Annotated in this window: 19 protein-coding genes, 1 tRNA gene and 1 other RNA gene; 12 read left to right on the plus strand and 9 right to left on the minus strand. The window is 49.9% G+C overall.

Annotated features, from left to right (window positions below):
* Positions 1-31 precede the first annotated feature (31 nt).
* A complete protein-coding gene (locus WH7805_RS07625; protein WP_006042457.1) occupies positions 32-355 on the minus strand; it encodes a hypothetical protein in 324 nt (107 codons plus the stop codon).
* 95 nt (positions 356-450) lie between these two features.
* Positions 451-524, minus strand: a tRNA-Arg gene (locus tag WH7805_RS07630).
* A 22-nt stretch (positions 525-546) separates the two neighbouring features.
* Between WH7805_RS07630 and rnpB the strand changes: the two genes are divergently transcribed.
* Together rnpB and WH7805_RS07635 are read left to right on the plus strand one after the other, a co-directional pair.
* Positions 547-944: RNase P RNA component class A (gene rnpB, locus WH7805_RS13625), an RNA gene on the plus strand.
* 27 nt (positions 945-971) lie between these two features.
* On the plus strand, positions 972-1,694 hold the full coding sequence (locus WH7805_RS07635) for a ribonuclease III family protein (protein WP_038005238.1): 723 nt from the start codon (positions 972-974) through the stop codon (positions 1,692-1,694).
* A gap of 2 nt (positions 1,695-1,696) precedes the next feature.
* On the opposite strand, the gene WH7805_RS07640 is transcribed toward WH7805_RS07635, so the two are convergent.
* On the minus strand, positions 1,697-2,512 hold the full coding sequence (locus WH7805_RS07640; RefSeq protein ID WP_006042459.1) for an ion transporter: 816 nt from the start codon (positions 2,510-2,512) through the stop codon (positions 1,697-1,699).
* A 5-nt stretch (positions 2,513-2,517) separates the two neighbouring features.
* Positions 2,518-2,700: an NAD(P)H dehydrogenase subunit NdhS gene (locus WH7805_RS07645; RefSeq protein WP_038005241.1), complete on the minus strand. Its 183-nt coding sequence runs from the start codon at positions 2,698-2,700 to the stop codon at positions 2,518-2,520.
* Positions 2,701-2,844: 144 nt separating this feature from the next.
* Between WH7805_RS07645 and rimM the strand changes: the two genes are divergently transcribed.
* Positions 2,845-3,417, plus strand: coding sequence for a ribosome maturation factor RimM (gene rimM, locus WH7805_RS07650; RefSeq protein WP_006042461.1), 573 nt, complete (start codon positions 2,845-2,847; stop codon positions 3,415-3,417).
* Positions 3,418-3,441: 24 nt separating this feature from the next.
* On the opposite strand, the gene WH7805_RS07655 is transcribed toward rimM, so the two are convergent.
* From WH7805_RS07655 to WH7805_RS13535, 5 genes are all read right to left on the minus strand, one after another.
* Positions 3,442-5,190, minus strand: a complete 1,749-nt coding sequence (locus tag WH7805_RS07655; protein WP_006042462.1) for an SLC13 family permease — start codon at positions 5,188-5,190, stop codon at positions 3,442-3,444.
* Positions 5,187-5,774: a hypothetical protein gene (locus tag WH7805_RS07660; protein WP_156783642.1), complete on the minus strand. Its 588-nt coding sequence runs from the start codon at positions 5,772-5,774 to the stop codon at positions 5,187-5,189. The genes WH7805_RS07655 and WH7805_RS07660 overlap by 4 nt, the downstream gene beginning before the upstream one ends.
* Positions 5,775-5,957: 183 nt before the next feature.
* A complete protein-coding gene (locus tag WH7805_RS07665) occupies positions 5,958-6,227 on the minus strand; it encodes an HU family DNA-binding protein (RefSeq protein ID WP_006042464.1) in 270 nt (89 codons plus the stop codon).
* 126 nt (positions 6,228-6,353) lie between these two features.
* Positions 6,354-7,466 carry a DUF1501 domain-containing protein gene (locus WH7805_RS07670; RefSeq protein ID WP_006042465.1) on the minus strand — a complete coding sequence of 371 codons (1,113 nt, stop codon included), beginning with the start codon at positions 7,464-7,466 and terminating at the stop codon, positions 6,354-6,356.
* Positions 7,466-8,581 (minus strand): DUF1800 family protein, encoded by a 1,116-nt coding sequence (locus WH7805_RS13535; RefSeq protein WP_006042466.1) that lies wholly within the window; start codon positions 8,579-8,581, stop codon positions 7,466-7,468. Before WH7805_RS13535 ends, WH7805_RS07670 begins: the two co-directional genes overlap by 1 nt.
* 213 nt (positions 8,582-8,794) lie before the next feature.
* Between WH7805_RS13535 and gmd the strand changes: the two genes are divergently transcribed.
* From gmd to WH7805_RS07710, 9 genes are all read left to right on the plus strand, one after another.
* Positions 8,795-9,934, plus strand: a complete 1,140-nt coding sequence (gene gmd / locus WH7805_RS07680) for a GDP-mannose 4,6-dehydratase (RefSeq protein ID WP_006042467.1) — start codon at positions 8,795-8,797, stop codon at positions 9,932-9,934.
* Positions 9,934-10,890 (plus strand): GDP-L-fucose synthase, encoded by a 957-nt coding sequence (locus tag WH7805_RS07685; protein WP_006042468.1) that lies wholly within the window; start codon positions 9,934-9,936, stop codon positions 10,888-10,890. The genes gmd and WH7805_RS07685 overlap by 1 nt, the downstream gene beginning before the upstream one ends.
* Before the next feature lie 86 nt (positions 10,891-10,976).
* On the plus strand, positions 10,977-12,074 hold the full coding sequence (locus WH7805_RS13855; protein ID WP_071933690.1) for a DegT/DnrJ/EryC1/StrS aminotransferase family protein: 1,098 nt from the start codon (positions 10,977-10,979) through the stop codon (positions 12,072-12,074).
* 1 nt (position 12,075) lies between these two features.
* Positions 12,076-14,118, plus strand: a complete 2,043-nt coding sequence (locus WH7805_RS14185; RefSeq protein ID WP_083773573.1) for a glycosyltransferase — start codon at positions 12,076-12,078, stop codon at positions 14,116-14,118.
* The gene (locus tag WH7805_RS13860) at positions 14,111-14,587 is read left to right on the plus strand and encodes an N-acetyltransferase (RefSeq protein WP_071933691.1); all 477 of its coding nucleotides are present in this window, start codon (positions 14,111-14,113) and stop codon (positions 14,585-14,587) included. The genes WH7805_RS14185 and WH7805_RS13860 overlap by 8 nt, the downstream gene beginning before the upstream one ends.
* Before the next feature lie 136 nt (positions 14,588-14,723).
* On the plus strand, positions 14,724-15,623 hold the full coding sequence (locus WH7805_RS13545) for a glycosyltransferase family 2 protein (protein WP_156783643.1): 900 nt from the start codon (positions 14,724-14,726) through the stop codon (positions 15,621-15,623).
* A 748-nt stretch (positions 15,624-16,371) separates the two neighbouring features.
* Positions 16,372-17,247: a hypothetical protein gene (locus WH7805_RS07700; protein WP_156783644.1), complete on the plus strand. Its 876-nt coding sequence runs from the start codon at positions 16,372-16,374 to the stop codon at positions 17,245-17,247.
* A 238-nt stretch (positions 17,248-17,485) separates the two neighbouring features.
* Positions 17,486-17,728: a hypothetical protein gene (locus WH7805_RS07705; protein ID WP_038004538.1), complete on the plus strand. Its 243-nt coding sequence runs from the start codon at positions 17,486-17,488 to the stop codon at positions 17,726-17,728.
* 51 nt (positions 17,729-17,779) lie between these two features.
* A complete protein-coding gene (locus WH7805_RS07710; protein ID WP_006042475.1) occupies positions 17,780-18,022 on the plus strand; it encodes a hypothetical protein in 243 nt (80 codons plus the stop codon).
* Positions 18,023-18,208: the final 186 nt, after the last annotated feature.

The following is an 18,208-nucleotide window of genomic DNA, read 5'->3' on the forward strand; positions in this document are numbered from 1 at the left end:
CCCACAGCTCAACTCACATCATGGCACCTGATCAGGCGGCAAGCGGTGGTTCCGAGGAAAATCCGCTGTCATCACCATCCACCACAGCAGGCAGGGGAATCTCAATCGATGTCACCACGTGGATCACATCACGCAAGCGCATGGAATCCGCAAACCAGCCCATCGCCTGCTCGGTATCACCACGGCGCTCTGCATCGCTGGCCTGGTCCTCATGGGCTTCAGCCAACAGGGCCAGCCAACAGAGACAGCGGGCCTGAACCACCGACAGATCAAGGTCAGCAGGTTGGGAGTCGGCAATGCGCTCACTTTCCTGCTGAACAAGAAGCCTTAACCGCAGATCGTGAAGCTGGGTCATGGATCCGGTTTCGTTGCAGCAACGCTAGCGGGAGCGTGACGTATGACCACCCCACCAAATGTAGTAGTGACTACCGGTGTCAGTCTTTGTCATCACGGGGCTGGCGGGACTCGAACCCACGACCTACGGTTTAGGAAACCGTCGCTCTATCCGGCTGAGCTACAGCCCCATCACGCTTCATTATGGGGTTTGAAAGCAGGCGAGGTGATCGCGACCGCACCTGAGCCTTGTGCCTAGGTGCAGTTGAGGAAAGTCCGGGCTCCCCGATGGCCAGGCTTGCTGGGTAACGCCCAGTGCGGGTGACCGTGAGGAGAGTGCCACAGAAACACACCGCCGATGGCCCCATGGGAGCAATCCCTTTGGCACAGGCAAGGGTGCAAAGGTGCGGTAAGAGCGCACCAGCAGCATCGAGAGGTGCTGGCTCGGTAAACCCCGGCCGGGAGCAAGGCCCAGGAACGTTGGCTGGCCATTGGCCCCGTTCCGCCTTTGTGAGCCGCTCGAGGTCGTCGGTAACGGCGATCCCAGATAGATGATCACCCCCCTTCTGCGGAAGGGAGAACAGAACCCGGCTTATGTCCTGCTTTCACCCCTTTCAAGGCGCAGGAACAACACTGTGATGCAGGAAGCAAACCGCGATCCACAACTGCGTTCGCTGTGGAACGAACTGGGAAACCATCCTGAGCGGCTACAGCGCGAAGAGCTCGACTGCCTGAATGAAGCCCTCACCCACACCTCCAGCGGTCTGCATCCCCACCACGAGCAGCTGGAGTTTCTCGGCGATGCGGTGTTGCGCCTGGCAGCGAGTGAATTCATCGCTGTGGCCTATCCCCAGATGCCGGTGGGGGAGCGTTCGAGTCTGCGGGCCCAGCTGGTGAGTGATCGCTGGCTCACGCAGCTCGGAGAAGCCATCACGATCGAGGAGTGGTGGCGCATCGGCCCGAAGGCCAGCGGTGATCCCACCGCAGCGGCCACGATCCGCGCCGAGCTCAGTGAAGCGCTGATCGGTGCGATGTACCGGATTGCCGGGCTGCAAGCGGTGCAGACCTGGCTGACGCCCCATTGGCAGAGGAGCGCCGAGGCGGTGCTCGCCGATCCCCACCGGGGCAACAGCAAATCAGCCCTGCAGGAATGGAGCCAAGGCCGGGGCTTGGGTCTGCCCCGCTACGCCTGCAGCGAAGTGAGCCAGCGCCATGGCGACCCGAAACGCTTTCAGGCCTCAGTGACCCTGCCGCCGGATCTTGCTGCCGACGGCTGGGGCGGATCACGGCGTGAAGCCGAACAACAGGCAGCGGAGGCGTTGATGGCGCAGCTCAAAGACTCCAGTTCGGGTCGCGCTTAGGCCTATCCAGCCACAACGGGCAACGGCGCCCCGCAGCGATCGCAGTGCAAGGCTTCGCGGCGGTGATCGGCATGGCCGCAATGGGTGCAGACCCGCGTGTCCTTGCGGATTTGCTGCATTGTTTCCGCAGTGACGATGCCGGTGGGGATGGCAATGATCCCGAAACCGAGCAGCATCACCACCGCCGCCAGCACCTGACCCAACACGGTCTGGGGCACAAAATCGCCGTAGCCAACCGTGGTCATGGTCACGATCGCCCAATACACCCCCTGGCCCACGGTCTGGAACTGGGTGTTGGGGTGACCACTTTCAAACACCACCATCAGATAGCCCAACACCACCTGGGCCATCACCACAAAAAACAAAAACACGCCAATGCGGCGGGCACTGGCCTTGAGTGCCCGCCCTAACAACTGAGCCTCATCCATGAAGCGCAGCAGCTTGAACACCCGCAGCACGCGGCCGAATTTGAAAATCCAGAGGATCAGGCCGCTGCTGATCTGCGGCACAAAGAAGAACAACACCGCCGAAAGGTCGATCAGCCCGAAGAAGCTGCGGGCATAGGCCAGTGGCTTCGGGGAGACCCAGAGGTGCAGCAGGTAATCGGCCATGAACACCAACAGGCAGCCCCGTTCGAGCTCATCCACCCAGGCAGGGATCTCACCGGGTGCAGCCACACGCATCGGATGCGGCTCCACCAGCAAGCCAGCCACACTGAGCAGGATCGTGCCGAAAATCACCAGGTTGTAGATCCGGCCTGCGCGGGTGTCGGAATCGAGCACAACCCGCCGAAGCCGCTGGCGCAGGGCACGCTCCATGGGAGTCAGTCGGCGCTGAGATTGCGGAGTGGCATCGTCACCAGCTTGTCCCAGTTGCCGCCTTCAAAAAGCACGGCAGCCCGGTCACCACTGATCCGCTGCACAAAGCCGGTGTAACCGTTGTAAATCGAACGCTGATCCACCACCGTCACCGTGGCGCCGGGAAGGATCGGAGCAGCGGAAGCCATGGCCATGGGATCGATCAGACCTCCAGTATCGCTCCGACAGCCCACGCGCTGTCGTGTCCTAAGTAAGTCTGCGCTGGAATCAACCATCACCTTCGTGATGGCATCAAACCGCCTCTGGCGTGAAGCCATGATCAATTAACGATCGTGAACGCTTCAGTGGTAATCCCAGCCTTTCCACCCAGTGACGTCCAAGAGGAAGACCACTGGCTTCCTGTAGGGAAAGTCGTTGGCGCCCAGGGGCTGCGGGGCGAACTGCGCGTCAACCCGGCCAGCGACTTCCCCGAACGCTTCACCCAACCAGGTCCCCGCTGGCTGCAGACCCAAGGATCCCCCCCTCGGGAAATCGAGCTCACCAGCGGCCGCCAGCAACCAGGCAAAAGCCTGTTCATCGTGCGTTTCAAGGGCATCGACAACCGCAGTTCCGCCGAAGCACTGGTGGGACAGACGCTGCTAGTGCGGGCGGATGATCGGCCTCAGCTTGAGGAAGGGGAGTTCCATCTGCTCGACCTCGTGGGCCTGGAAGCACGGTTGAGCCGTGAGGCCGAGGCGATCGGCACCGTGACGGATCTGATCAGCGGCGGCAATGACCTCCTGGAAATCACCCGGCCCGACGGCCGCAAGCTACTGGTGCCCTTTGTGGAGGCGATCGTGCCGGAAGTGAATCTCCAGGACGGCTGGATCCTGCTCACGCCACCACCGGGACTGCTGGAGCTTTAGGCCCTGCCGACTCGGTAGCAACGCTCACCACAGCAGCAAAGCCGGCACCAGCAGGGAATAGCTCAACGACAGGGGCCAGCCAAAACGGAAGAAGTCGAGAAAGCGGTAACGCCCGGGGGAAAACACCATCAAGTTGGTTTGATAGCCGATCGGTGAGAGGAAGCTTTGGCTGGCGGCGAACACCACGGCGATGGCGAAGGTCATCGGCGACAGATTCAGGCCTTCAGCCACCGCGCCGGCGATCGGCAGCAGCAGAGCAACCGCGGCGGCATTGCTCAACAATTCCGTGGCCACGAGCGTGACCACGTAGATCACCACCAAGCCCACGTAGGCGGACCGGCCCTGCAGCGCCTGGAGCAAGGCATCGGCCACCTGCGCGGCGAGACCGGTTTTCTGCAGCGCCACACTGAAGCTGTAGATGCCCCCAAGCAAGAGATAAAGATCCCAGCGGATCGATCGCAGGGCCGTACCGGCATCGAGGCAGTTGCCGATCACCAGCACCCCAACCCCCAGGAGCACAGCCGCCACCAGCGGAATCAGCTGGAAACCCGCCAGCAGCAGCACCAACACCATCACCGTCACCGCCAATCCCTTGCGGTGGGTGCTGGGCAGGTCGTCATCCAGCTGATCGAGCACAACCAGATCACTGGTCTGCTGCAAACCACGCAAGGCATCCAACGGTGCCTGGAGCAGCAGCATGTCGCCTTCCCGCAACACGAGCCGGCCGAGGCGGTCCCTGAGAGTGCTGCTGGCGCGGTTCACTGCCAGCACGGTGGCATTGAAGCGTTGGCGGAAGCGCAATTCCCGCAGGGTGGCGCCAGCGAGCAGGGAGCCTGAAGGCACCAGCACTTCGGCATGGCGCAGCTGATCCAAACCATCGGCCAGCAAGGTTCCGGCCAGATCCACCATGCGATCCTGCTGAAGGCGCAACAGTTCCTGGCGATTGCAGCGAAGCAGTAGGCGATCACCGGCCTGCAGACGCAACTGAGCCAACGGTGGCTGCAGTCGCTGGCCCTGACGGTGCACGTCCAGCACATCCACATCAAAGCGGCGCTGCAATCGGCTGCTGCGCAGGGTCACACCGCAGAGGGGGGAGACCGCCGGCAGCACCACTTCCGTGAGATAGCCGTCCTGACTGAGGGACCTGAGGTTTTCAGCCTCCGGCTGACCATGGTCGGGAAGCCAGCGGCTGCCGAGCACGAGGTACCCAGCCCCGAGCAGCCAAACGGGGACGCCGATGGTGGTGAAACTGAGCAATTCCAGGCGGCCATAGCCAAGGCTGGTGACCAGATCACTGGCCAGCAGGCTGGTGGAGGTACCGATCAGCGTGAGCGTGCCACCAATCAAGGTGGCGAACGAAAGGGGCATCAAAATGCGCGAAGGGCTCACCCCCCGGCGCTGGCACCAGCCCTGAAGCACGGGCATCAGGATCGCCACAATCGGTGTGTTGGGGATCAACCCGGAGATCGGTGCCACCACAAAGCCGAGCACCGCCATCAGCTGGGTGGGGGTGCGGATGCGCGGGGACGCCAGAAGCTCACGCAGACGATCCAAGGCGCCGCTGTGCAACAGCCCGTTCGCGAGTACAAACAGACCCAACAAGGTGATGAGAGCCGGACTGCCAAAACCAGCCAGGGCCTCTGAAGGCGTGAGCACGCCGGTAGCAATCAGCAGGGCGGCGGCCGTCAAGGCCACGAGTTCTGGTGCTAACCAGCCACCGATGAAGGTGACGATGGCCAGCACAAGCAGAACAGCGGTGATCGCAGCACTCAAGAGCGGGACACGCGGGAGAAAAAGCCGGTGAACTTGTTGTTGTTGCTGAACGAGCAGCTATGGAAGCGCAACGGTCCGAGCTTGAACGAATCGCCAGCATCAATGCGCTGCTGGATCTCGGAGGCGAGCGCCTTGGCGACACTCTTCACGGCCTTGGCCTCAAAGCCACTGGACTCGCTGACGTCCTTCACCCAGTCGCGGAAAGCGGTGGCAGGGATCTTCTCGCTTTCAGACGGTGCAGAGCCAGAATCACTCTCGTCAGGGTCTTCAATTAATAGGGGCTCATCACTGGTTTCCGTGTTGTCACTGAAGCCGTCCAGCAAGGGAACAAGCTTTTGGGCTTCCTGCAGTGAAAGACGCTGATCCAGGGGCAGCAGATTGGGATACGAACGGAACACCTGATCCCATGGGCAATTGCGCAGCCAACCATCGGGAAGTTCCGAGGGTGAACCAAACAACGCCACCTGCATTTTGCCGTCGGCAAGGAAGCATTTCAGATCGCGGATGGTTTCGATAACCTCCAGAGAAACAGAGTCACCCCCTTTATCAGATGGTCCGGATTCCCAGAGGGGCTGTGGAGCCACGTTCTGATCAGATGAACCTTTGCCGAAAAAATTAGAAAGATTTTTTAACATAGTAAAAATCCATAAGGTCAATCAAATCAAGCTTTTAGAGAAAAAAATCCGCGACGAGGTTGAAGCATTTCCCACGCCGCGGATAGAAGCAATTCCCTTTGGTCACATCCAGTGGATGCAACAGCAATTCAATCAGCCCACCTCCTCTGTCGCGCTGTCTTCTTTCACCGTGCGGCGGCGAAGCGTTGCTGTCTTGCGCTCAGGGCGAGCAGGCTTATCGCCTTCTGCTTCCCGAGCGGGCTGCGTGCGAGGAGTGAATACAAGCCCCGGGAGTTGGAGCTTTTCGCCATTGTCAATGGCTTCACCGATGCGCTCAAGAAGCGCTTTAGTGATCTTGCGCACTTTTCCTGCCGGAATTTTTTCCGCTTCAGAAATAGACGCTGTGATGTCTTTGATGCTCATCAGCTACCTCATCGAGGTGAGAGTGAAAGGGTTATTCGTCGCTATCCGCGACCCCTTGTTCTTATTTATAGCCGATCGTTCATCACTTGAGCTCGCTTCAATCCAGATTCCAAACAGCACACTGAGTCACGCCCCCAAAGCCAACACCCGGCGATACAGCTGCTCAGGCGACTGAGTGGGCTGCAGATCACCGCGGTCGTCCAGGTTGCTCAAGCTCGGATACGTGCCGAAGAACGGCCCTGGGATGCGATCACCCATCAGCAAAGCCACCGAAGCACTGCCGTGATCGGTGCCGCCCGACCCGTTTTCCTGCAGCCTGCGTCCGAACTCACTCACCGCCAACAGCGTCAGCGCCGGCCGCTGCTTCATGGCCTGCAAGCCAGCATCCAATCCCGCCAAAGCCAGGGCCAGCTGGTTGAGCACCCGCTGATGGCGGCGGCCCTGGTTGTTATGGGTGTCATAACCACCCTGGGCCAGAGCCAGCACCGGCGGGCACTGGCCACTGCCAATCAGGCGCAGGGCCAGCGCCACCTGCCGGCCCAAGCTGCCCGCCGGTAAGTCCAACCCCACCGGCGGTGGGGCCAGCACGCCACGTAACCGTTCCAGCTCCCTGGCACCGGCCGATTCCAAAGCGATCATCTGACGCAACACCGGGCTGGCCTCCACCACCAGCGGGCTGGGTGCCTGCAAGGATCGGCCGCTTAATTGCGCAGGCCCCAGCTGGAGTGCCAGCGGCGTACCACCTTCCGTGGCGGCGCAACCAGACGCATCCAAAGCCACCAGTGGACCGACCTGAGCCCTGGTGCCGTAGGCCCGGGCCAGCCAGCCGGCACCCTCACCGGAGGCATCACCCACGGCCCATTGATCCGCCGCCTTGAAATGGCTGCGCTTGGGGCTGGACCAGCCCACACCGAGGGCAAAGCCCAGGCGTCCACGCCGCCAGAGAGGTGCCAATGGCGCCAGGGCCGGGTGCAGAGCCAATCCATCAGCAAGAGCAATGGCGTCATCGCCGAGGGCCAGGGTGGGCCGGGCCCGGCGGTAGGCAGGATCACGGATCGGCGCCAGGGTATTGAGGCCGTCGTTACCGCCGCGCAGCTCCAACAGCACCAACACGTGCGACGACGACGAAGCCCCGCGGCCGGAAGCAAAGGCCTGCGCCAGCGCCCCCAAGCCGCCGGTGGCGGCAGCTGCGGCCACACCGGTGAGCAGGGTGCGGCGAGAGAGATGAAGCTCTGACATCAGCGCAAGGCAGGCGATAGACCCAGCTGCCACACCGGATCAGCAAACAGGGCAGCGACGCTGTCACGATCGGCGGCGGCCGGCAAAGCCAGAGCCAACGGCGGCAGATCGGTGAGATTGGCGGCCAAGGTGGATGGCAGTTGACGCGTGTCCCAAACCTCCTCATCGGCCAGCAACTGCTGCAGGGTGCGGCGGCGGGCCTGCAACCAGCGCAGGTTCAACCATTCCTCATTCACTGGCCACCCCTTCACCGAGGGTGGTTCAAACGGTGCCTGCCCCATGGCGCGCAGCCCGCGCAGGCTGATCGCAATCGCATCGGGGTGGTCACTGCCCAGCAGCTGCAGGCTGCGCACCACCAGCTCCAGAGGATCGCGCAGACGCAGGCCCTGGCGCTGACTCTGCTCAGCCTCCGGCGAGGAGGCCAAGGTTTGCATCAGCCAAGGCAGGGATAGATCCTGCGCCCGCCAGCCGGTGGCCACGGCCTGCAGTCGTGCCGGGGAGGGGTCGGTGCCAATGCAACGCCGCCACACCCGGCGCGCGATATGACTCGCGGTGGCTGGCTGCTCAGCCAACCAGGCCGCCAAGCTGGGGGCATCAAAGGCCTCGGTACGCCCGAGGATGGTGTGGGGCCCGGAATCATGGCGGCGGGGCATGAGCTCCATCTGGCCATCCGCTTTCAGGCGATAGCCGGTGAGGGCCCGGGCAGCTTCCTTCACATCGGTTTCGCTGTAGTTGCCTTCGCCTAGCGAAAACAGCTCCAGTAGCTCCCTCGCCAGATTTTCATTGGGATTGCGGCGGTGATTGGCCGGCCCATTGAGGGAAATCTGCAGGGCGGGATCCAGCAGCATCGCCTCTAGCAATTGGCCGTAGCTGCTGTTCAAGTGCTCCCGAATCGTGGACACACTGGCGTTCAACAGTCCTGGTCGGCCCAACTGCCGGCGGTTCACCGGAAACAATCCGAGCCAGAGCTGCACCTGCCAGGCCTCACGACCTACTGACCCAGATGCCTGTAGATCCTCCAACCAACCCTGCTGCAAATCCTTGGACTGCTGGCGCTTGCAGCTGCGCCGCTCATCCCGCGACAGAGCCTTGCAATTGGGAACTGAAGTAACCAAGCAGCGCCCGGGAATGTGGTGTAAGGAATTTAGTGCCGGCGGCCGATCCATTCGGCGGCAGTGGCATCTCGAAGCACCTTTGATCAACTTGTGAAGGGAGCAGATCTCCCAAGCGACACACAAGTCCCTGCGATCCCTGGAGGGCACGCGGGCTTTTGATGCTGGAGTCGCTGTGGGAAAGTATTGAAAATTTCAGCACCCTGCTAAGGACTGATGATAAAAAAAGCCTTAATTACCGGTATCACCGGTCAAGACGGCAGCTACTTAGCGGAGCTCCTCCTGGAGAAAGGTTACGAGGTGCACGGCATCAAGCGACGGACTAGCAGCTTCAACACCAATCGGATTGATCACCTATATCAGGATCCCCATGAAGAAGATCCAAGGTTGATCCTCCACTACGGCGATCTCACCGACAGCACCAACCTGATTCGGATCGTCCAGCAGGTGCAGCCGGATGAGATTTACAACCTTGGGGCCCAAAGCCATGTGGCGGTGAGCTTCGAAGCGCCGGAGTACACCGCCAACAGCGATGCTCTCGGCACCCTCAGGATCCTGGAGGCTGTGCGGATTCTGGGGTTATCAGACACAACCCGGATTTATCAGGCCAGTACCAGTGAGCTGTATGGCCTGGTGCAAGAGGTGCCACAGAAAGAGAGCACGCCTTTCTATCCGAGAAGTCCCTATGGCGTGGCCAAGCTCTACGGCTACTGGATCACGGTGAACTACCGCGAGGCCTACGGCATGTATGCCTGCAACGGCATCCTGTTCAATCACGAGAGCCCCAGGCGCGGTGAAACCTTCGTGACCCGCAAAATCACACGAGGCTTAGCGCGGATCAATGAAGGGCTTGAGGATTGCCTATTTATGGGCAATCTCGATTCCCTGCGGGACTGGGGTCATGCCCGGGATTACGTGGAGATGCAGTGGCGGATGCTGCAGCAGGAGGGGCCACCAGAAGACTTCGTGATTGCCACTGGCCGGCAGGAGAGCGTGCGGCGCTTCATCGAGCTCACCGCAGATGCACTGGGATGGGGTGCGCTGGAATGGGTAGGCCAGGGGCTGGATGAAGTGGGTCGCCGCAGCACCGGCGAAGTGGTGGTGCGGATTGATCCGCGCTATTTCCGCCCAGCGGAGGTGGAGACGTTGCTGGGTGATCCCAGCAAGGCCCATGAGAAACTGGGTTGGACACCTACCACCACTCTTGAAGAGCTGGTTGCTGACATGGTGAAAGCCGATAGAGAGGAAGCACGCAAAGAGGCGATCCTGAGGTTGAAAGGATTCAATGTGGTGGGATCAATGGAGAACCCACCGACGAATCCAGCTGCAATTCGGGGCAAGCGGAGCCAAGGCTGATGGAAAAGCTGATCCACAAAGACGACTGCTTTTTTGTGGCCGGCCATCGCGGCATGGCGGGCAGCGCGATCTGCCGGGCCTTAAAACGCAGTGGTTACGAGAACCTGCTCACAGCAAGCCGAGATGAGTTGGACTTGCTTGATACCCAGGCCGTGCAGCGTTGGTTTGCAAACAACAAGCCGTCTGTTGTTGTACTTGCGGCAGCCAAGGTGGGCGGTATTCATGCCAATGACACCTATCCAGCTGATTTCTTATTGGAGAACCTCAAGATTCAAACTAATGTCATTGAAACAGCATGGTGCAATGGAGTTAGGCGCTTGCTGTTTTTGGGAAGCAGCTGCATTTACCCGAAGTTTGCTGAACAGCCGATCAAAGAAGAATCGTTATTGACTGGCGCCTTGGAACCGACGAATGAGTGGTATGCGATAGCCAAGATTGCGGGGATTAAATTGTGTGAGTCATTGAGGAGGCAACATGGTTTTGACGCGATTAGTTTGATGCCTACGAATTTGTATGGGCCTGGAGATAACTATCATCCTGAGAATAGCCATGTGTTGCCTGCTTTGATCCGACGTTTTTATGAGGCAAAAGAATCAGGAGCGGAGACTGTGACCTGTTGGGGGACAGGGTCGCCGATGCGTGAGTTCTTGCATGTGGATGACCTCGCGGAAGCCTGCGTTTATGCGCTAGAAAAATGGAATCCATATTCTGAAGAAAATAAATTTTTAAATGTTGGCACAGGAGTTGACATAACTATTCGAGAGCTCGCCAAATTAGTTGCAAATGCAATCGGCTATGAAGGCTCTGTTATCTGGGATAGTGCAAAACCTGACGGCACTCCGAAAAAACAGCTGGACGTCTCTAATATCAATAAACTTGGCTGGAGCGCTAAAATCAAATTGAACCAAGGAATAAAAAGAACTGTCATAGATTTCATCTCGGAACAAGCCGGATAAAATAATTTCAAACCTCGATTACACTTCGCAAATAAACACTAATTTCTTTTTTTCAGAACCTTTTAATCATCCTCACACCTAAGCACATGACTTCACCAATTCCTCTTTACAAGCCCTGGCTAACCGACAAAGAAGAAAAATATGTTTCTGAATGCATGAAATCTACTTGGATTTCATCCAAGGGTAAATTTGTTGAAGAGTTTGAGAGATGTTTTTCTGAATATGTAGGCTCGCCATATGCAACAACAATTTGCAATGGTACCGCAGCTCTACATCTTGCCTTGTTGAGCTTAGGCTTGAAAGCTGGTGATGAAGTGATCGTACCAACACTTACATATATCGCTAGTGTAAATGCGATAACTTACGTTGGAGCCACTCCAGTATTTTGCGAAATTGATAAGAACACTTGGCAATTAGACCCTAAAGATGTTGAAAAGAGAATTTCTAGCAAAACGAAGGCTATATTAGCAGTCCATTTATACGGTCACCCATGCGACATGGATAAGCTTGTAGCCGTGTCACAAAAAAATAACATTTTTCTTATTGAAGATTGCGCTGAAGCCATTGGCTCTAAGTTCAATAACAAGCATGTAGGAAATTTTGGACACGTTTCTACATTTAGTTTTTATGGTAATAAAACGATAACTACCGGTGAAGGTGGCATGGTTACTACATCTGATCCGCATATTTACCACTTCATCAAAAAAGCCAAAGGCCAAGGGCTTTCTGAGACTAGAGAATACTGGCATGATTCCATTGGTTACAATTACCGAATGACTAATATTTGTTGTGCCATTGGTCTTGCTCAACTAGAGAAAATAAATGAAATACTCAAGAAAAAAAGAGAGATTGCACATCGTTATGCCTATAACTTCAAGAATTATCCTATTACTTTTCACGAAGAATCCAGCTCATCAGTTCATTCCTATTGGATTTGCTCAATCCTGTTACCATCTCCTCAAGAATGCGTAAATGCTAGATTATTACTTAAGGATAATAGTGTTGAAACTCGTCCACTCTTCCCTCCAATTCACTTAATGCCTATTTACGAAGGCAGTAGCGGTGATTATGTCATTTCTGAAGATATATCGGAAAGAGGCTTTAATCTTCCAAGTTACCCAGAGCTTACTTTTGATCAGGTAGACTATATCTCTAATCTCGTCATTCAAGCACTTAAAAAGTAAAATGAGAATTGCAATATCTACACTTAATTTTCTTCATCTACCAGGGGCTGCAGATTTTTTACGCAACTTCATAAGGGGAGTAAAAAACATTCCTCAAACTAAATTATATATTTTACTTAATACTGGAAATGTTCATTTTTATTCTGAAGAAGATGCAGACTATTTATTGTATAAAAAATCTGGTCTAACACTTTTACGTTATCATCTGAACTCAAAATTGGGCGAGGATATAATGAAGGATATTAAGATTTTACCTTATTCGCCAAAAAAAGATGAAATAGCAAGTATTGACAGGATATGTATTGAACACGATATAGATGTAGTTTTGCCTGCAGTGTACTACGGGACAAATACTCCCTCAGTAGCATATTTGTATGATTGCCAGCACCTCCACATTCCTGAGAATTTTTGCGTTGAAGAGCGAAACGCTCGCGATATATATTTCAAAAATATCATAGAAAACTGCAAATCAACAATAGTAAACTCAAATTTTGTAAAAGAAGATTTAGTGAGATTTTTTAATGCAAACCCTGCAAATATATTCGCCTTGCCTTTTACACCGCAAATCAATAAAACCACAATCTCAAAGGATTTTAATGCACGAACCTTTTACGGTTTGCCTAAAAAGTATTTTTTAATTTCGAATCAGTTCTGGGTGCATAAATCGCTCGAAACCCCAATACAGGCCTTGAAAAATTTTATTGAGACATATCGTGATGGCTATATAGTATTTACTGGAAAAATGGAGGATTCTCGGTTTCCTAATTATATTAGTGATTTAATGTCTTTAGTCGATTCACTAAAGTTAAAAGAAAATCTGACTTTTTTGGGCTACATTCCAAAAAGTCATCAAATTGACATTATGAAAAACTGTGTATCCGTAATCCAACCGACACTATTTGAAGGTGGACCGGGTGGTGGTTCAATATATGATTCAGAAGCTTTAGGGGTAAGATCAATTATTTCAGATATTCAAGTCAATAAAGAAATACCCTCAAATCCAAGAGTTAAGTACTTTAAAGCAAGAGATCCCGTTGATTTATGCAAAAAAATGGAACAAGTATGGCAAGAGTCTTATCAATTACCTTCCGAAGAGCAATTGGTTAATGCGGCTTCTCTGCAAATGGACAAATATGTCCAGAGTATTAACGAAGCAATTCAATGGGCTACAGGCGATACGCGAATATGCAATACCACAAAATTACCAAAGTTATCCATTATCACCGTCGTAAAAAATGCCGAAAAAACCATAGAAGCAACTATTAATAGTGTCATGCAACAAACCTACGATTTTATTGAACATATAATTGTCGATGGCTTAAGTTCTGATTCAACATTAAATAAGATAAAAGCAAGTGGCGCAAACATAAAGATCATTTCTGAAGCAGATAGCGGAATCTATGATGCAATGAATACTGGCTTGAAACATTCTTCCGGGGAATTTATTTATTTTCTTAATTCAGGAGATGTACTTGTAGATAATCATGTAGTGTTTGACGTCATGTCGGAAATTAATAAATCTAAATACGATGAATTTTCGATGTTTTATGGTAATATGAAAATTGTCGATAATAAGGGTGCTGTCAAGCGAAGTATTGAGTATAAGAATTTTTTCACACATCAATATGCAAACAATACCCCCTGCCATCAGGTCTGTTTTTATAGACACAAATTATTTAGTAGTTATGGTAACTTTGATTTGAATTATAGGATATATGGAGATCAAGAGTTTAATGCTCGAATTATAGTTAAGCACAAAAAAAAATCGTTTCACCTGAGCCGCTTCATTGTTAACTACTTAGAAGGTGGATTTTCGGAAAAAATGTTAGCCACAGATCGTCCACAGATAGAAAAGTCGATGATCAGAAATAGGTATTTTTCTGATGTACCCACTGATTTATTATCGCTGCTTACTAATTCAGACCTTTATGAAGATGGCTTAACAATACTCCATTCATCTTGTTTTGAAGGAGTCCCGGCGTGGTTCTATGATACTTTTTACCAAGAACTCAAAAAATTTAAATTCATAACAGACGATGTCTAACTTATTAAAGACTGGAGATCGCTCAGATTTATTTTACATAAGAAAAATTGAATGCTCTGAGGTTGATTTAATTGAGCAATTTATTGCTAATCTAGGCAATGCTTCGAATACTTTTAGATATTTTAATACTCGTTCACATGATATAATTAGTAATCATATTATTACATGTCTTGCATTTGATACATTTGAAAATCCGGTTGCCTACGGGCATTTAGACCCTCACGAAGGATCTAATTGGTTAGGTGTTTGTGTTCAAGAAGCATTTTATGGCAAGGGTCTTGGGAAACGAATGGTCAATTATCTTTTACAATATGCAAAAAACAAAAATATACCTGAAGTTTGTCTGACCGTAGATGTTCAAAATATTGCAGCATTGAGCTTATATAAAAAATCTGGCTTTATTGAAACGACTAGAAATGAAAAAATTATTCATATGAGAATATTAATTCCGAATTATACTAAAATTTAATCAAATTTTGAATAGTGCATTTGCTTAGGTGTAATATGATGGATACATAAGAAAGATATTATTGATTTCATTTTGTAACCAGCATGTAAGTATAAACATGGTCAAATGATATCATAATTGTTTGTTTATAATTTTCATGAAAGTATCGGTAATAACAGTTGTACTCAACTGTGCGGATACAATATCTTTGACACTAGACAGCGTAAAGAGTCAAGACTATCCAGATGTGGAGCATATAATAATAGATGGAGGATCTAAAGATGGGACCGTAGATATAATTAAAAAAAGTAATGTTGCCCACTTAACAAGTGAACCTGATAACGGCATCTACGCAGCCATGGAGAAGGGAGTCAGTTTGGCGCTAGGAGATAAACTTATATTTCTCAATAGTGGAGACACATTCTTTTCACCAAGCACGTGTAGAGAGTTAGCTGTCTTTAATAAAAAAACAAAAGCTGATATAATATTTGGTGATTTTATGCCTTATGTTATTAATGAATCAGACACATATGATCACCCATCTTTTGTCCCAGGCAGGATTTGTAGCAATGAGTCGGTGCATAATAAAAGTTGCCTCAAGAATCGAAATATTCACCACCAGGCATTGTTATACGATCGCAAAGTATTTAACAATTGTTCTTTTTTTGTTGATGAATTTCCTTTTGGAAGTGATTACATCTTTAATGTACAAGCATTGGTCCAACACAAGTTCTCAGCCAAGTATTTTCCAGGCGTGATCAGTAAGTTTGCACTTGGTGGACTAAGTACATCTAGTTTCGACGATGAGAGCAAGCAACTCAATAAACTTATCAAGTATATACAGGCTAACTTCTTTAATAAACCTTTGGAATACGATGAAAAAGAATATGTATTTAATTACAATGAGACTAGATCAAACAATGATCATTATATCGAGCAATCTATCATTGAGATAATGAGAAGGACTGACGATATTTATAACTTGTGCTATCAACAAATATCAGAATTAAAGTCAGAAATTCATGAATTGAAGAAAGATTTGCAAAATAGATCATGATTAAGCAGAGTTATATTTCCTATTAATTGATACCTGTAAATGTATCAATCGAAGCCAATTAAGAATGTTGCTTTTATGGTGGATTTAGGGGTTATGATAAACGAGGACTATTGCTCTTTCAAGGATTATTATATTGGCTTTTAAAAGAAATATTCATTAGTATATAAGGATATATTTCAACACAAGTTTCCAATAGATTGACGCAATATGAGTGCTTTTGTAGGGATAAGTTGCTATATTAAGCACCTAGCAGGAGAGATATAAAAGTGTTTATCTTTACTCGGAGAGCTTTATTTAACAATTTTCTGCACATTGGACGATATTAGAGCTCACACAATACAATCTAATCATAAAAGCAAATGAGTAAAGTTTACCTTACCAATTCGTATGCAACTATTCATTTAAGTAATATGTGAGTGCTTGTTGATAGCCTATATGAATTCAATGATAGTGTGAACTACTTGAATTTAATTTTTGTTGGCTACACCATATCAAATGCATAGAGAAGTAACTATTTTAGATACTTGTTACAGTTTTATGTTTTTAAAGCTAAAAAGTATACTAAAACCTTGTTCTGATTAATTTAGTGAAATAATTTAATTCTTCAAACGATAAAAAGGAGCAAGTGGTAGAGGGATTTTCAAACGTGGCTCTTTCTTAAATTTTAATTTGATTATTATTTACATCAAGCCGGAGAGCAGCCTGGCCTAAGTTAGGTTATGATAAAAACTAAATTTGGCAATTTATTTTGGAAACTTTGTTGTGTGCTGGATTTCCTAAGAGTGGGAATACTTTGCTCGGAGAATCATTACTTTATGCAGGAAATATAATTGAGTCCCCTTTCGATATTTACGTTATTAAGAAAAATAAAGAAAAGCCGATAGCAAATCCTTTGTTTGATTCTGAGATTTATACAATCAAGACACACGACCACTTCTCTCGATTCGCCAATCTTGATGAGATTTACTTTGGGGAAGTGAAAAAAGTAATTGTAATAAATAGAAATCCGTTTGATACATTGCTAAGTGCAATTAATTTTTTTCGAGTAGAGTATTTTAATTATGGCAACAATCTCCAACCACATCACATAAGGGCAATTACGGCTTTGATGCCACGTTTTGATTTTAACTTTAAAAATGATTTCTTGGACGTGTTTTCACTTGAGAAATTGAGAGATGAAGGCATGTTGGATGACGCTCTTGATAACTTTAGTAAAAATGGCACTGTAATTTTGAATTTCTATTCAATGTCAGGTCCTTGGGCGGAATTTGCATCGTCTTATGACTATTCAAATCTAGAAGTTTTAAAAATTTTATTTTCAGATCTATTAAATATTTCTGCATCTTCCTGTTCTGCAACTGAAAAATATTGCCCAGCGATTCTAAAATTATCAGACTTTCTTGATATAAGTGCTTCTAAGCTTGCTTCCGGTTTTCGACAGCAGGCTGAAGCCACTCTTAAGCGGCACAACGATAAGAAGTTTGGTGAAGCTAAATTCTTCAATAAAATGACCGACGGATACTGGAAAGATTATTTATCAGGCGAGCAATGCAGGAAATTCGTTGATAAGCACTATGCATCAATGATACGAAATGGATTCGAAGAAATTGTCTCAGAGTTTTGAATTTAAATTAATTTATTTTTATTGCTATATTCTATGTTTTTCATGCTCTATTGGAAATGTTCCCATTGTAAAATTTGCAAGGCATAAATTAATCTCCTTTGGCTTCTAAGGCTTTTACTTTGCTGAATTCCCTTAAAAGCGTCGTCTTATTTGTTTGTATTTTTAAATACTGACTTTAATTTCTAAGCTTAATAGGTTCATGTATTTATGAATGTTAAGTGCCTGATGCATTAGTCCAGTGGTTATAGGAGTAAGACGTCTGCTTGTTGAGGTGCTAAAGGCGGCGGGAGCGCTTAATGCGCGAGCGAAAGAGAAAATGAAAGCTCTGCAGACGGTTGCGGAGATGGAGCAACAGCTCAAGGCTTTTGATGAAGAAACAAACGATGCTCGTAAAGAAGCCGAGCTCACCTTGATTCATCTCCATCAAGTTCAAGTAGAGCTGGGGCAAGCCTTCTTAGGCGATCAAACTAGGCAAGAATAAATCAAAAGCTTTGAGGGATAACTAAAAGGCACTCAAGATGCGCTCAAAAGTTTGGCAACCGAACGCGATGCGCAAGAGCAGGACAAAGAAAAATCGCAGCGGCAGTTGATCAAGCTCAAGCAGAACCTAGAAGTCAAAGAAGAAAGGCTGCAGAAGCTGGCCACTAAGCGGGATGCGCTTGTAAAGGAGAAAAACGAAAACAGAAGCAGTGAGCAGCGCTCAAAAAGCAACTGGAAGCCAAAGAAGCTAAGTTGCATAAGGTGTCTCGCGACCTTCATGCACGAAATAAGGTAAAAGCCTCTGCGCAACAGCAAAACGAAGCTAAGTCAAGAGAATTATTAGCCACTCAGAATGAACTAACTGCAAAAACCGCGGAACTACAGGAGCTGGAAGACGAATTCCATAAGCTGAGGCTTCGCCATCTCCGTCAAAGAGCCAGATAAAAAGGCAGAACTAAGTCAATCTGCTTCCTAGTTTTTT

Origin of the sequence: Synechococcus sp. WH 7805 (assembly GCF_000153285.1) — a bacterium.
Classification (GTDB): Bacteria; Cyanobacteriota; Cyanobacteriia; order PCC-6307; family Cyanobiaceae; genus Synechococcus_C.